This window comes from Cellulomonas sp. PS-H5 (assembly GCF_019265565.1).
GTDB lineage: Bacteria > Actinomycetota > Actinomycetes > Actinomycetales > Cellulomonadaceae > Cellulomonas.
On the sequence record NZ_JAHVCI010000017.1, the window covers coordinates 1 to 13,671 of the forward strand.

Below are 13,671 nucleotides of genomic sequence, written 5' to 3' on the forward strand. Positions count from 1 at the left end.
GGGTCCGGCGCGCGCGGGTCCGGCGCGGGCGGAGGGCGGCGCGCGGGCCGGTCGCGCGACCGGCAGCCGTCGGGCGGGGGCGGCGTCGTCCTCGGTGCCGTCGGCGTCCTCGGCGAGCTGCTCATCACCGCCGGCGTCCTGCTGCTGGCGTTCCTCGCCTGGCAGCTGTGGTGGACGGACGTCGAGTCGAACCGCGAGCAGGCCCAGCTCGTCCAGGAGCAGGGCTGGGACGAGCCCCTGGCACCGTTGGAGGCGTCCGAGGGCCCCGCGATCGTCACGCCGCGGTACGACGAGCCGCCCGTGATGGCCGAGCCGGAGTACCTCACGACGTTCGCGTCCATGCGGGTGCCGCGCTGGGACGGCGAGCCGACCCGCACCATCACGCAGGGCACCGACCGGCCGAACGTCCTCAACCCGCTCGGCGTCGGACACTACGAGGGCACCGCGATGCCCGGCGGCGTCGGCAACTTCTCGCTCGCCGCGCACCGCACGACGTACGGCAAGCCGTTCAACCGGATCGCGGAGCTCCAGGAGGGCGACCCGATCGTCGTGTGGACCGAGGACACCTGGTACGTCTACCGCGTGACGTCGTCGCAGATCGTCATGCCCGACGACGTGCAGGTGATCGCCCCGGTGCCGGACCAGCCGGATGCCGAGCCGACCGAGCGCTTCATCACCCTGACGACCTGCCACCCGATGTTCTCCGCGCGGGAGCGGTACATCGTGCACGGCGTCCTGGACTACTGGGCCCCCGTCTCCGAGGGCGTGCCCGCCGAGCTCGCGGAGGTCTCCTGATGTACGGGTGGCTGTGGCGGCACCTGCCCGGGCCGGCCCTGGTGCGCGTCCTGATCCTGCTGGTCCTCGCCGTGGCCGTCCTGGCCGCGTGCTTCGTGTGGGTGTTCCCCTGGCTCGCCCCGTACATGCCGTTCAACGACACCACCGTGGGGGAGGGCTGACGATGAGCCGCATCCTGGTCGTCGACAACTACGACTCGTTCGTCTACACGATCGTCGGGTACCTGGACCAGCTCGGCGCCGAGACCGTCGTCGTGCGGAACGACGCCGTGCCGCCGATTTCCGAGCGCGGGGAGTTCGACGGGGTCCTCGTGTCGCCCGGCCCGGGCACGCCGTCCGAGGCCGGCGCGTCGATGCAGGTCATCCGCGACTGCGCCGAGTCGGGCACACCGATGCTCGGGGTCTGCCTCGGGCACCAGGCGCTCGGCGAGGTGTTCGGCGGCACCGTGACCCACGCCCCGGAGCTCATGCACGGCAAGACCAGCCTGGTGTCCCACGAGGGGCACGGTGTCTTCGAGGGCCTGCCGACGCCGTTCACCGCGACCCGGTACCACTCGCTGGCGGTCGTGGACGACACCGTCTCGTCGGACCTGGAGGTCACCGCGCGGGCGAACGGCATCATCATGGGCCTGCAGCACCGCACCCTGCCGCTGCACGGCGTCCAGTTCCACCCGGAGAGCGTCCTGACGGAGGGCGGCCACCGCCTCCTGGCGAACTGGCTGACCCTGACGGGCGAGTCGGACGCGGTCGCCCGCTCCGCGGACCTCCACCCCCTCGTGCGCCCGTAGGCCCCGACGCACCTTCCCCGCCGAGATAGGACCTGCGCGTCGAGATAGGACCCGAGGTGGCCCTATTTCGACGGGGGAGTCCTATCCCCACGGGGGGAATGGCGCGCCAGTACGGGGCGGTGGGGCGACCACAGGGGTGAGAGCCGGTTCTTCGGGGGCCGTTCTGGGGACGAGTGCTCTGCGCCGGCCGCACGCGCTCGACGGTGGGTGGATGGATCTCACGCCAGCCCTCGACCACGGGCCTGCCCTGACCGCACCACGCCGAGCCTCTCCGCCCGTCCTGCGGCCCGCCGTGCCGCGCGTCGTGCGTGCGGCTGATCTGCCCGCCGACGAGCTCGCTCGGCGGGTGCGTGCCGGCGCTCTGGTCCGTGTGCTGCGTGGCGTCTACGGCTGGCCCGGCCCGCGGGAGCCGCGCTGGGCGGCCGACACGCACGCCCTGCTGCAGCGTGCCGCCGCACTGCACCTCGTGCTGACCGGCGAGCACTGGTTCAGCCACACGACCGCCGCCGTCCTCTGGGGCTGCGAGGTGGCACGCGTGCCGGGTCGCGTGCACGTCACGAGTCTCGTGAACCCGCACGCCCGGCCGCGGCGTGATGGTGCTGAGGTGGCATGGCACTGGACGAGCCGGGCAGAGCGGGTCGCGGAGGTGAGCCTCGCGACCGCCCTGCCGGCGACGTCGCTGGAACGCACCGCGTTCGACTGCGCCGCGTCCCTGCCCCCGGCGCAGGGACTGGTGGTCGCGGACTCGGCGTTGCGTGCTGGTGCGGACGCCGGAGTGCTCCGCACACTGATCGAGGAGGCGGTCGGCGCGCGCGGCGTGCGGCGGGCGAGGGAGGTGCTCGAGCTCGCGGATGGACGGGCCGAGTCAGCGGGTGAGTCGTTGACGCGCTGGGCTGTGCACGACGCGGGACTCCCCGCGCCAGAGCTGCAGGTCGGGATCGAGACCCGCCTCGGGTGGCGGTGGCCGGATCTGGGATGGCCCGGGCAGCGTCTGGCCGTCGAGTTCGACGGGCGGGTCAAGTACGGCCCGGACCGGGCGACCGCGGCACGTGCGGTGTTCGAGGAGAAGCGCCGCCAGGACGCCCTGGAGGACGAGGGCTGGATGGTGGTCCGCGTGGTGTGGGCAGACCTCGCGGACCTGGACGCCCTGGGTGACCGCCTGCGCCGCGCCTACCGCCGAGCAGCCCGCAGAGCACCCCGGGACGCGTCGCCGAGATAGGACCCGCGTGCCGAGATAGGACCGCGCACGGCCCTATCTCGCCGGGGAGGTCCTATCTCGGCGGATGGTCGGGGCGGACCGGGGAGACGACGCGGGCCCCGATCCGCGCGGAGGGGATCGGGGCCCGCGTGCCGAGGCGGGTGCCGCTGCTCAGCCGCCGGTGCCGCTGTTGCCACCGGCGTTGCCCTGGTTGCCGCCCGTCGGGTTCGGGCCCGAGGACAGCGTCAGGGTGACCGTGCTGTTGAGCGGGACCGTCGAGCCCGCCCGGGGGTCGGACGACAGCACCGTCCCGGCGGGCTGGCTGGACGGGTCGTCCGAGGACACGGCGTCGACCTGGAGGCCCAGGCCCTGGAGCTGCGCGGTGGCGTCCGCCTCGGACTTGCCGACGATGTCGTTCGGGATGGTGACCGTCGTCGGGGCGGTGGCGATGACCAGGTTCACGGTCGACCCCTGGCGGACGAGGCCAGGAGCCCGGTCCTGCCGGATCACGGTGCCGGGGGCGACGGCCGCGCTCTCCTCGGACGACGTGTTGGCCGTCAGCTTGAGGCCGTTGAGCGTCTCCTTCGCGGCGTCCTCCGTCTGGCCAGTGAGGTCCGGGAGCTCGACGTTGCCGGACGAGAGCACGAGCGTGACCGACGACCCCTCGGCGACCGACTGCGTCGCGCCGGGCTCGGTGCCCAGCGCCCGCCCTTCGGGCTGCGCGGGGTTGTCGTCCTCGCGGACGGTACCCACGACCAGGCCGGCGTCGGTGAGCTGCTGGCGCGCCTGGTCCTGGGTCAGCCCGGAGACGTCCGGCACCGTGACGGCGTTCGGCCCGGTGGACACCCACATGGTGACCGAGGAGCCGTCCTCGGCCTCCGTGCCACCGGCCGGGTCGGTGCGGGTGACGGATCCCTCGGGCACGTCGGCGCTGGCCTCGGCCTGCCGGTCCACCTCGAAGCCCGCGTCGGTCAGCGCCGTGGTCGCGTCCGCCTCCGCCTGACCGGTCACGGTCGGCACGGGGACCATGACGACGTCCGGCTCCCGGTCCTGCGTCAGCAGCCAGATGAGGCCGCCCACCGCCAGGACGGCGATCACGCTGAGCGTGATCCACAGCCACCGCTTGGACTTGTTCTCCTCCTCCGGCTCCTCGTCGGTCTGCGCGGGCAGCACCGACGTGCCGGGGCCGGTGGGCGCCCACGCGGGGGCGTCGCCGGGCATGACCTGGGTCGCTGCCGCGTCGGGCGCGAGGACCTGCGTCGCGGCGCCGGCACCCAGCGCCGCGGCGGCCACGGCGGGCGCGGACACGGCTCCGCCGCGGGCGGCGGCCTCGAGGTCGGCGCGGAACTCGGCGGCGGACGAGTAGCGGGCGTCCCGCTCCTTGGCCAGCGCCTTCGCGGTGATCCGGTCGAGCACCTCGGGCACGTCGGACGCGACGGAGGACGGCGCCGGGGCGATCTCGCGGACGTGCTGGTAGGCGACGGCCACGGGGGAGTCGCCGATGAACGGCGGGCGCCCGGTGAGCAGCTCGAACAGCAGGCAGCCGGCCGAGTACAGGTCGGAGCGGGCGTCGACGGTCTCGCCGCGGGCCTGCTCGGGCGACAGGTACTGCGCGGTGCCGATGACGGCCTGGGTCTGCGTCATGGTGGCCGCGGAGTCGGCGACGGCGCGCGCGATGCCGAAGTCCATCACCTTGACCGCACCGGTGGGCGTCAGCATGACGTTCGCCGGCTTGATGTCGCGGTGCACGATGCCCGCGTGGTGGGAGTACTCGAGCGCCGACAGCACGCCGGCGGTGATCTCGATGGCCTCCTCGATCGGCACGGCCTGGCCGTCGCGGAGGATGTCGCGGACCGTGTGGCCCTCGACGTACTCCATGACGATGAACGGCACGTGCGCGGTCGCACCCGTCGGCTCGGTGTACACGTCCTCGCCGGTGTCGTAGACGGCGACGATCGACGGGTGGTTGAGGCCCGCCGCGGCCTGCGCCTCGCGGCGGAACCGCGCCTGGAACGACGGGTCGCGCGCGAGGTCGGAGCGCAGGATCTTGATCGCCACGGTGCGCCCGAGGCGCGCGTCGTGCCCGATGTGCACCTCGGCCATGCCACCACGGCCGATGAGCTCACCGACCTCGTACCGTCCGGCGAGGATCCGGGATCCGTCGTCCACCACTAGGCGTCCTTCGCTGTCGTCGTCTGCGCGTCCGGCGCGGTTGCACCGGGCAGTGCTCGCCAGATCATCCCACCCTCGGTGGCCGCCCGGGTGTACTCGCTGGTACCCACGGGGGCGAGCGACCCCGTGTCACCCGTCAGGCGGTCGGCCAGCGCGGCGCCCAAGAGCGCCACGACGAGCACGGCGAGCACCAGGAGCGGCCAGCGGACGTGGAACCGCCCGCCGCCGGTGCCCCGCTGCACGCGGGCGTGCGCCCGGGTCGTCGGGTTGCTGTGCGCGCCGCCGCGGCCACCGGTCGCGCGGTAGGTCGGCGCCGGCGCGGCCGTGCGGGCGCCCGTGGTCGGCCGTCCCGTCCGCGGGTCGAACGACGGCGGGGTGTCGGTCGCGGTCGCCGCGGGGGAGGAGGCCGAGCCGGCAGAGCCGCGTACCCGCATCGCGCCGGCCTCGCTGGGCCGCGAGCCGGTCGCGCGCGACTCGCCGGCCGTCTCGCGCGCGCCCGACCGGGCGCCCGCGCCGGCGCCGGAGGCCGAACGCCCCGGCACGATCGACACCGGCGGGCTGCCGCCGGCGGGCGTGTGCGGGACGAGCGCGTCGAACAGGTCGGCGAGCTCGTCGGCGGTCCGGGGCCGGTCGGCCGGGTCCTTGGCGAGCAGCCGCATGACCAGCCGCGCGATCTGCCGGTCCACCGAGGGTGGCAGCGGCGGGACGGGGGTGTTCACGTGCGCGACCGCGATGTCGACGGCGGTCGGCCCGGTGAACGGCCGGTGCCCGACCAGCGCCTCGTAGGCGACGATCCCGAGCGCGTACATGTCGGACGCCGCCGTGGCGGGGCCGCCGACGGCCTGCTCGGGCGACAGGTACTGGGCGGTGCCCATCACCATGCCGGTGGCGGTCATCGGGACCTGGTTGCTGGACAGCGAGACGCCGAAGTCGGTGATCTTCACCTTGCCCGTGGGCGTGATGAGGATGTTCCCGGGCTTCACGTCGCGGTGCACGACGCCGGCCTCGTGCGCGGCGTGCAGGGCCCGCGCGGTCTGCGCCAGGATCGGCAGCAGCCGCCGCGGCGGCAGCACGGGCTCGCGCTCGAGCAGGTCGCTCATGGGCTCGCCGACGATCAGCTCCATCGCCAGGAACGCGGACCCGTCCTGCTCGCCGTAGTCGAACAACGCGGCGATGCCGGCGTGCGACAGGCTGCCGGCGTTGCGCGCCTCGGTGCGGAACCGCTCGAGGAACCCGGTGTCGCCGGCGTACTCCTCGCGCAGCACCTTGATCGCGATGTCCCGGGCCAGGGACTCGTCGTGCGCGGCCCAGACCTCGCCCATGCCGCCGACGGCGATCTGCCGGGTCAGGCGGTAGCGCCCGCCCAGCACCACGCCCGGTGCCGGCCTCACGGGTTGATCACCGCCTCGATGACGGCCTTGGCGATCGGCGCGGCGACGCGGCCGCCGGTGGCCTCGGAGCCGACGGACCCGCCGTGCTCGACGATGACCGCGACGGCGACCTGGGGGTTGTCCGCGGGCGCGAAGCCGGTGAACCAGGCGTGCGGGGCGTCGCCCTCGACGCCGGTCTGCGCGGTGCCGGTCTTCCCGGCCACCGCCACGCCGGGGATCTGCGCGGACGTGCCCGACCCGGACTGCACGACGCCGATCATCATGTCGGTCAGCTGCTGCGCGGTCGCGGGCGAGACCGCCTGGGACAGCTCCGTCGGGTCCGCCTCGCTGACGACGTCGAGGTTGGCGGTGCGCACGGTCTGCACCAGGTACGGCGTCATCAGCGTGCCGCCGTTCGCGATCGCCGAGGCGACCATCGCCATCTGGGTCGGGGTCGCCCGCACGGACTCCTGGCCGATCGCCGACAGCGCGGTCTGGGCGTCGTCCAGGTCCTCGGGGTACCGCGAGGCGGCGACGCGCATGGGCACGGTGAGGTCGGTCTGGTCGAAGCCGAACTTCTCGGCCTGCTCGCGGATCGCGTCGTCGCCGAGGTCCACCCCGAGCGACGCGAAGGCCGTGTTGCAGGAGATCCGCAGCGCGTCGGCGAGCGTCGTCTGCTGGTTCGCCCCGCAGGACGACCCGCCGAAGTTGGGCAGGGTCGTCCGCGTGCCGGGCAGCGTGTAGACGTCGGGCGCGGACAGCACCGAGTCGGGCGTGTAGGCGCCGGACTCCAGGGCCGCCGCGGCGGTGACCAGCTTGAACGTCGACCCCGGCGGGTAGTTCTCGCTGGTGGTCTTGTTGATGAGGGGGTCGCCCTCGGCCGCGAGGAGCTGCTGGTACGCCGCGTTCGCCGCCGTCGTGTCGTGCGTGGCGAGGGCGTTCGGGTCGAAGCCCGGCGTCGAGACCATCGCGAGGATCCGGCCGGTCGACGGCTCCACCGCCACGACCGCGCCCTGCTGGCCGCCGAGCGCGTCGACCGCCGCCTGCTGGGCCGCCGGGTCGATCGTGAGCTCGATGGACGAGCCCTGCGGCTGCGCGCCCGTGATCAGGTCCTGGATACGGGTCCAGAACAGCGAGTCGGCCTGGCCGGTGAGCACGTCGTTCATCGAGCGCTCGAGCTGGGAGCCGCCGTTGACGACCGAGTAGAAGCCCGTGACGGTCGAGTAGAGCTCGGGTTGGCTGTAGGAGCGCTGGAACCCGAACGGGTCGTCGACGGCCGTCGACTGCGCCACGGGCTGGCCGGCCACGATGATCGGGCCGCGCGGCTTGCCGTACTCCCGGTACAGCGTGCGCACGTTGCGCGAGTCGTTGTTCAGCGCGGACGCCTGGCCGAACTGCACCCAGGTGGTGCCGGCGAGCAGGGCCAGGAACATGACGACGACGACCGTCGCCAGGCGGCGGAGGGCGGTGTTCACGCGCGACCACCCCCGGACGTGCGGCGCAGCTGCTCGGTGGGCTGGTCGTCGCCGGCGACAGCGACGGGGTTGCGGGCGTCCTCGTCGAGCGGGGTCCCGCCCGCGGGCGTGGTCAGGAGCTCGCCGACGGGCTCGGGTGCCGGCCGCCGGGCGTCGTCGGAGATGCGCAGCAGCAGCGCCGCGACGATCCAGTTGGCGAGGAGCGAGGAGCCGCCGTACGCGAGGAACGGCGTGGTCAGGCCCGTGAGCGGGATGATCCGGGTGATGCCGCCGACGACGACGAAGCACTGGAACGCGATGACGAACGCCAGGCCGGCGGCGAGCAGCTTGCCGAAGCCGTCCCGGACGCCGATCGCGGTGCGCAGGCCGCGCTGGCACAGCACCAGGTAGATCGTGAGGATCGCCATGAGCCCGGTCAGGCCGAGCTCCTCGCCGAGCGACGCGATGATGAAGTCCGACTCGGCGAACGGCACCAGGTCGGGCCGGCCCTGGCCCCAGCCGGTGCCGAACAGCCCGCCGCTGGCCAGCCCGAACAGGCCGCGCACCAGCTGGCCGGAGCCGCCCGGGGACCGCTCGAACACGTCCTGGTCGAGCGCGTGCAGCCAGATGTGGAACCGCGCCGCGACGTGCCCGAACGCGGTGGTGGCGAAGGCGACGCCGCCGGCGAACATCACCATGCCGATGACGATCCAGGACAGCCGCTCGGTCGCGACGTAGAGCATCGCGACGAACAGACCGAACAGCAGGAGCGAGGTGCCGAGGTCGCTCTGCAGCACCAGGACGGCGATCGAGGCGGCCCAGACGACGATGATCGGGCCGAGGTCGCGCAGGCGCGGGAGCTGCAGGCCGAGCACCTTGGGTCCGGCCAGGGCGAGCGTGTCGCGGTGCGTGACCAGGTAGCCGGCGAAGAACACGGCCAGCGCGATCTTCGCCAGCTCGGCGGGCTGCAGCGAGAACCCGAGCGCGCGGACCCAGATCCGGGCGCCGTTGATCGTCACGCCGAGCCCGGGGACCAGGGGGAGCACGATGAGCGCGAGGCCGACGACCATTGCCGTGTAGGTGTACCGGCGCAGGGTGCGGTGGTCACGCAGCACGACGAGGACCACGCACGCGAGCACGACCGAGATGGCCGACCACGCGAGCTGCTTCCCGGCGAACATCTCCGTGCCGCCGCGGGCCTCGCGGGCCAGGTCGATCCGGTAGATCATCGCCAGGCCGATGCCGTTGAGCGCGATCACCGACGGCAGGATCACCGGGTCCGCGTAGGGCGCGCGCCAGCGCAGCACGAGGTGCACCACCAGCGCGAGCCCGGCCAGGCCGGCGCCGTACCCGAGCACGTCGGCGGGCAGCTCGTCGGTCGCGCCCAGGCCGACCAGCGCGTACGCGGCGATCGCGATCGCCAGCGCCAGGACCAGCAGGGCCAGCTCGGTGCCGCGGCCGGCGCGTACGCGGTGCGCCTCCACCGTGGCCATCAGGGTCCCGCCGGTGCGGTGGCAGCGGGGTCCGCCGGGGCCGCCGGGGTGGTCGGGGCGGGCGTGGGGCTCGGCTCCGGCTCCGGCTCCGCGTCCGCCGCGAGCGACTCGACGCGCTCGCGGGCGTCGGCCAGCGTCGCGGTGTGGATCGTCTGGTCGAGGCGCTCCTGCACGAACGCGGGCAGGTCGTCGACGACGACGTCGGTGTTCTCGACGACCTCCGACAGGGACAGCGGTCCGACTGACTGCGGGATGCCGCGGTAGATCGCGACGACCTCGCCGTCGACCCCGACGTAGTACTGGGTCTGCGTCCACCGGTAGAAGCCGAACGCGGCCCCGGCCAGGACCACGACGGCGAGCAGGCTCAGCACGACGCGGCGCGTCCGCCGCCGCCGGCGCGCGCGGCGCTCGTCGGGGTCGTCCTCCGCGTCGTCGGCGTCGTCCACGACGGCCACGCCCCCGCCGGGGGTGCTGGCCTGCCGGGACAGCTCGGCGGCGCGCGCGGCGGGCCCGTCCTGCGCGGCGGTCGGCCGGTTGCGCGAGACGGCCGCGGAACCGACGACCACCGCGTTCGTGGTGGGGCCGGCGCCGTCGCGGACCTCGTTGAGCTCGAGCACGTCGGCGACCACCACGGTCACGTTGTCGCCGCCGCCCGCGCGCAGCGCGAGCTGGACCAGCCGCTCGGCGCAGGTGTCGACGTCCGGCAGCTCGTACAGCGTCCGGGCGATCGTCTCCCCGCTCACGAACCCCGACAGCCCGTCGGAGCACAGCAGCCAGCGGTCGCCCGCGCGCGCCTCCCGGACGGACAGGTCGGGGGCGATGTCGACGTCGAAGTCGCCCAGCACCCGCATGACGACGGAACGCTGCGGGTGGGTCTCGGCCTCCTCGGGCGTGATCTTGCCCGTGTTGACCAGGTGCTGGACGAAGGTGTGGTCGGTCGTGACCTGGGTCAGCACGCCGTCGCGCAGCAGGTAGCCGCGGGAGTCGCCGAGGTGCACCATCGCGAGCTTGTTGCCGGCCCGCAGGATCGCGGTGACGGTCGTGCCCATCCCGGCGAGCTCGGGGTTCGACTCCGAGCGGCTGATGATCTCCTCGCGGGCCTCCTCGAGCGCGCGCTCGAGCTCGTCCAGCGCGTCGTCGGGGCCGTGCGACTCGCCGTCCAGCGGGGCGAGGGCGGCGATCGCCACGGACGACGCGACGTCACCCCCGGCGTGCCCGCCCATGCCGTCCGCGACGACCAGCAGGTGCGGACCGGCGTACGCGGAGTCCTGGTTGTTCGACCGGACCAGCCCCACGTCGGACCGGGCGGCGTACCGCAGCGCGATGCCCACGATCCCCGCTACCCCTGCAGCTCGAGGACGCTCTGGCCGATGCGGATCTGCGCACCGGGGCGGACCGGGACCGCGTCCGTGACCTTCTGGTCGTCCAGGAAGGTGCCGTTGGTCGACCCCATGTCCTCGACCAGCCACTGGCCGCCCTCGGGGTAGACCCGCGCGTGCCGGGAGGACGAGTAGTCGTCGTCGAGCACCAGCGTGCAGGACGGGGCGCGGCCGATCAGCACGGCCGACGACCCGAGCGGGAGCGTCGTGCCGCGCAACGGGCCCTCGGTGACCACGAGGCGGGTCGGACCGTTCTTGCGGCCGCGGCCGCGCTCGGGAGCCGGGGCGGCGGCGGGGGCCGTGGCGGGGCCGGCGGGAGCCGCGGCGCGCGGCTTGCGGCGGCTCGTGATGCGGGTCCCGTACAGGTCCCGGCGCAGCACCCCGATCGCGGACAGCACGAAGGCCCACAGGAGCACGAGGTAGCCCAGGCGGAGCAGGGTGACCGTCAGCTCACTCATGCGTGCCTTGCGTGCCGTGGCTCACTCGTCCTGGTCCTGTCCGTCGCCGTCGCCCGTCCAGAACATGATGCGGGTCCGGCCGATGGTGAGCGTGTTCCCGTCCAGGAGTGTCGCGGCGGGGACCTGGTGGCCCTCGACGAACAACCCGTTCGTGGAACCGAGGTCCGAGGCGACGACCCCTTGCGACGAGACGCGGATCTCGAGGTGCCGGCGGGACACGCCCGGGTCGTCCACCACGATGTCGGCCTCGGAGCCGCGGCCGATGACCGTGACCGGGCCGGTCAGCAGGTAGCGCTGGCCGTCGATGTCGATGAGGGGGTGCCGCGGGCTCGGGGCGGCGGTCGTCGCCGGGGCGGCCGCGCCGCGCACCGTCGCCGACTTCACCCGGAACCGGCCGGTCTCGAGGTCCTCGTACTCGTGGAACGCCACCGTCACGGGGCCGACGAACGCGTACCGCTGGCCCGTCGCGTGCTCCGTGACGTTCGCGGCCAGCTCGTCGGCCAGCGCCTCGGCGCCCCAGGCCTCGACCTGGTCGTAGTCCGACGGCGACAGCTCCAGCGTGAACTCGTTCGGCACGACCGTCCGGTCGCGGCCGACGACCGCGGCCCGGTCGTCGACCTCGCGGCGCAGCGCGCTCGCCAGCTCGACGGGCTTCACCTCGCTGCGGAAGGCCTTGGCGAACGCGGTGTTCACCACGCGCTCCACACCGTGCTCGAACCGGTCCAGGATGCCCACGCCCACCACCTCCTCACCGCACGCGCGAACGGTCGGGCGCGAACCTGCACCCGACACACTGCGTCGATGGTAGCCGCGGACCAGGTCCTGAGGCTCTCCCTGAGGACGACGGGTGTGGCGCGTCCCTGGTGAAGAGGTCGCGGCGGGGTGTGCGCGGGGCGTGCAGGCGGGGTCCCGGGGCGCCGCTGCGGGGTGGTCAGGAGGGCCCCCGGAATCGTGTTAATCTTCTGCGGCGCGCGAGTGGCGGAACGGCAGACGCGCTGGCTTCAGGTGCCAGTGTCCGAAAGGGCGTGGGGGTTCAAATCCCCCCTCGCGCACACATGACGGGGAACCCCCGGTCGGAGAGATCCGGCCGGGGGTTCTTCGCGTCCGGGACCGAGCGGCCGGTCGCCAGGACCGCGCCGGGGCGACCGGCTCACCGATCGCGGCGACCGCGACGGACGTCGACCGCCCACGAGATCCACGCGATCGCCAGCACGGTGGACGTGGTCACCGTCTGGAGGACGGGCAGGTCGCGGGTGGCGACGGCCACCACGAGCAGGGCGACCCAGCACGCCGACGCGGCGCTCAGCAGCACGAGCAGTCCGCGTCGCCGCTCGCGGCTCATCCGGCTGGGCACGGTCACACCGGCGTCGGCTCGGGGAGGTCGTCGCGCCGGTCGTCCCGCGCGGTGACCCGCGTGCTCGGCGGCAGCGCGACGGTGACCGGGAAGCGTCGACGCCCGGCGTGGTGGCTGGGCAGCTCGACCCCGCGGTACATCAGCTCCGCGAGCAGAGCCGTGGCGCCGAACGCCGCGAGTCCGCCGACGACGAGCCGGACCGCCGTCCCGCCCGGGAGCAGCGCCACCACCGGGGCGCCGACGAGCAGCACCGGCTGGTGCAGCAGGTAGAAGCTGAACGACCGCGCGCCGAACCGGTCCAGGACGGTGCCCCCGAGCGCCCGGCCGAGCGGCCCGGCGAGGAGCAGCACCGCGCTCGACCCGGCGGCGGCCCATGCCACGCCGGTGAACACCCCGAGGTCGAGGGTCGAGGTGCCGAGCGCGGCCAGGGTGGCGATCGCGAACACGACCAGGCCGCGGCGCACGGACCAGGTGAAGCCGGCGCGGATCGCCACGGCGCAGGCCATGCCGCCGACGAACTGGTCCAGCCGGGCCGGGACGACGAGGTCGGACCCGAGAGGGGCGGGGCCGCCGAGCGCCCCGGAGCCCCGCCAGGCCAGGTCGAGCGCGACCGCCCCGACCAGCACGGGGGCGATGCCCCAGCGGCGCCAGGCGACGACGAGCAGCGGGAACAGCAGGTACAGCTGGACCTCCAGCGCGACCGACCACAGCGACCCGTTGATGGTGCCGACCTCCCCGGGCACCCACGCCTGCCCGGTGACGACGTGCAGCAGGACATCGCCGAGGGACGCCTGCCGGGCGACGGTCAGGTGCCAGGTCGCCGGGAGCAGCGCGAGCACGGCGGCGATCGCCAGGGCGACGTAGTACGGCGGCAGGATGCGCCAGGCGCGGCGGCCGTAGAACTGCGGGACCCGCAGCGGCCGCCGGTGCCCGGCGAGCGGCAGGGCGAGGCAGAACCCGGAGATGACGATGAACACGTCGACGCCGTGCGCTCCGGCCGCGACGAGCTGCGGGAGCTTGCCCGGCAGGTCGAGGAAGCCCCAGTAGCCGCCGATGTGGCAGACGAACACGGCGATCGCGGCCAGTCCGCGCAGGGCGTCGACCCCCTCGACGCGCGCACTCGTGGTGGTCTCGATCGTCACGTCGCCCCCTGGCGTCCCGCCCTGCCCGTGCCCCGCTGCTGGTGCGGGCAGCCTGTCACAAAGCGGACA

General features: G+C 74.1%; 13 protein-coding genes and 1 tRNA gene. 5 read left to right on the top strand and 9 right to left on the bottom strand.

The features are described 5' to 3' along the window. The 4 genes from J5O08_RS08870 to J5O08_RS08885 form a co-directional block, all read left to right on the top strand. Positions 1-795, top strand: a 795-nt coding sequence (locus J5O08_RS08870; protein WP_255589524.1) for a class E sortase, incomplete at its 5' end; no start/stop codon positions are given. Continuing rightward, complete coding sequence (locus J5O08_RS08875; protein WP_166938077.1) at positions 795-956, top strand: hypothetical protein; 162 nt, start codon at positions 795-797, stop codon at positions 954-956. The genes J5O08_RS08870 and J5O08_RS08875, both read left to right, overlap by 1 nt. Positions 957-958: 2 nt before the next feature. Next, positions 959-1,582, top strand: coding sequence for an aminodeoxychorismate/anthranilate synthase component II (locus tag J5O08_RS08880; RefSeq protein WP_218706510.1), 624 nt, complete (start codon positions 959-961; stop codon positions 1,580-1,582). Between the two features lie 346 nt (positions 1,583-1,928). After that, a complete protein-coding gene (locus J5O08_RS08885; protein ID WP_218706511.1) occupies positions 1,929-2,801 on the top strand; it encodes a hypothetical protein in 873 nt (290 codons plus the stop codon). A gap of 150 nt (positions 2,802-2,951) precedes the next feature. Here J5O08_RS08885 and pknB read toward each other — a convergent pair whose 3' ends face one another. The 7 genes from pknB to J5O08_RS08920 are packed head-to-tail and all read right to left on the bottom strand — an operon-like array spanning position 2,952 to position 11,841. Further along, positions 2,952-4,949, bottom strand: a complete 1,998-nt coding sequence (pknB, locus tag J5O08_RS08890) for a Stk1 family PASTA domain-containing Ser/Thr kinase (protein ID WP_308281497.1) — start codon at positions 4,947-4,949, stop codon at positions 2,952-2,954. A gap of 2 nt (positions 4,950-4,951) precedes the next feature. Beyond that, positions 4,952-6,343 carry a serine/threonine-protein kinase gene (locus J5O08_RS08895; protein WP_218706513.1) on the bottom strand — a complete coding sequence of 464 codons (1,392 nt, stop codon included), beginning with the start codon at positions 6,341-6,343 and terminating at the stop codon, positions 4,952-4,954. Beyond that, entirely contained in the window at positions 6,340-7,797 is a 1,458-nt protein-coding gene (locus J5O08_RS08900; protein ID WP_218706514.1) for a penicillin-binding protein 2, read from the bottom strand. Before J5O08_RS08900 ends, J5O08_RS08895 begins: the two co-directional genes overlap by 4 nt. Further along, entirely contained in the window at positions 7,794-9,269 is a 1,476-nt protein-coding gene (locus J5O08_RS08905) for an FtsW/RodA/SpoVE family cell cycle protein (protein WP_218706515.1), read from the bottom strand. Before J5O08_RS08905 ends, J5O08_RS08900 begins: the two co-directional genes overlap by 4 nt. Next, positions 9,269-10,600: a Stp1/IreP family PP2C-type Ser/Thr phosphatase gene (locus tag J5O08_RS08910; protein ID WP_218706516.1), complete on the bottom strand. Its 1,332-nt coding sequence runs from the start codon at positions 10,598-10,600 to the stop codon at positions 9,269-9,271. The genes J5O08_RS08905 and J5O08_RS08910 overlap by 1 nt, the downstream gene beginning before the upstream one ends. A gap of 8 nt (positions 10,601-10,608) precedes the next feature. After that, entirely contained in the window at positions 10,609-11,106 is a 498-nt protein-coding gene (locus J5O08_RS08915; protein ID WP_218706517.1) for an FHA domain-containing protein, read from the bottom strand. A 21-nt stretch (positions 11,107-11,127) separates the two neighbouring features. After that, positions 11,128-11,841 (bottom strand): DUF3662 and FHA domain-containing protein, encoded by a 714-nt coding sequence (locus tag J5O08_RS08920; protein WP_147795101.1) that lies wholly within the window; start codon positions 11,839-11,841, stop codon positions 11,128-11,130. A gap of 234 nt (positions 11,842-12,075) precedes the next feature. On the opposite strand from J5O08_RS08920, the gene J5O08_RS08925 reads away from it, so the two are divergent. Continuing rightward, positions 12,076-12,158, top strand: a tRNA-Leu gene (locus J5O08_RS08925). 98 nt (positions 12,159-12,256) lie between these two features. Here the strand turns inward: J5O08_RS08925 and J5O08_RS08930 are convergent. Continuing rightward, on the bottom strand, positions 12,257-12,466 hold the full coding sequence (locus J5O08_RS08930) for a hypothetical protein (RefSeq protein WP_218706519.1): 210 nt from the start codon (positions 12,464-12,466) through the stop codon (positions 12,257-12,259). Further along, positions 12,463-13,602 carry an acyltransferase gene (locus tag J5O08_RS08935; RefSeq protein WP_218706521.1) on the bottom strand — a complete coding sequence of 380 codons (1,140 nt, stop codon included), beginning with the start codon at positions 13,600-13,602 and terminating at the stop codon, positions 12,463-12,465. The genes J5O08_RS08930 and J5O08_RS08935 overlap by 4 nt, the downstream gene beginning before the upstream one ends. Positions 13,603-13,671: the final 69 nt, after the last annotated feature.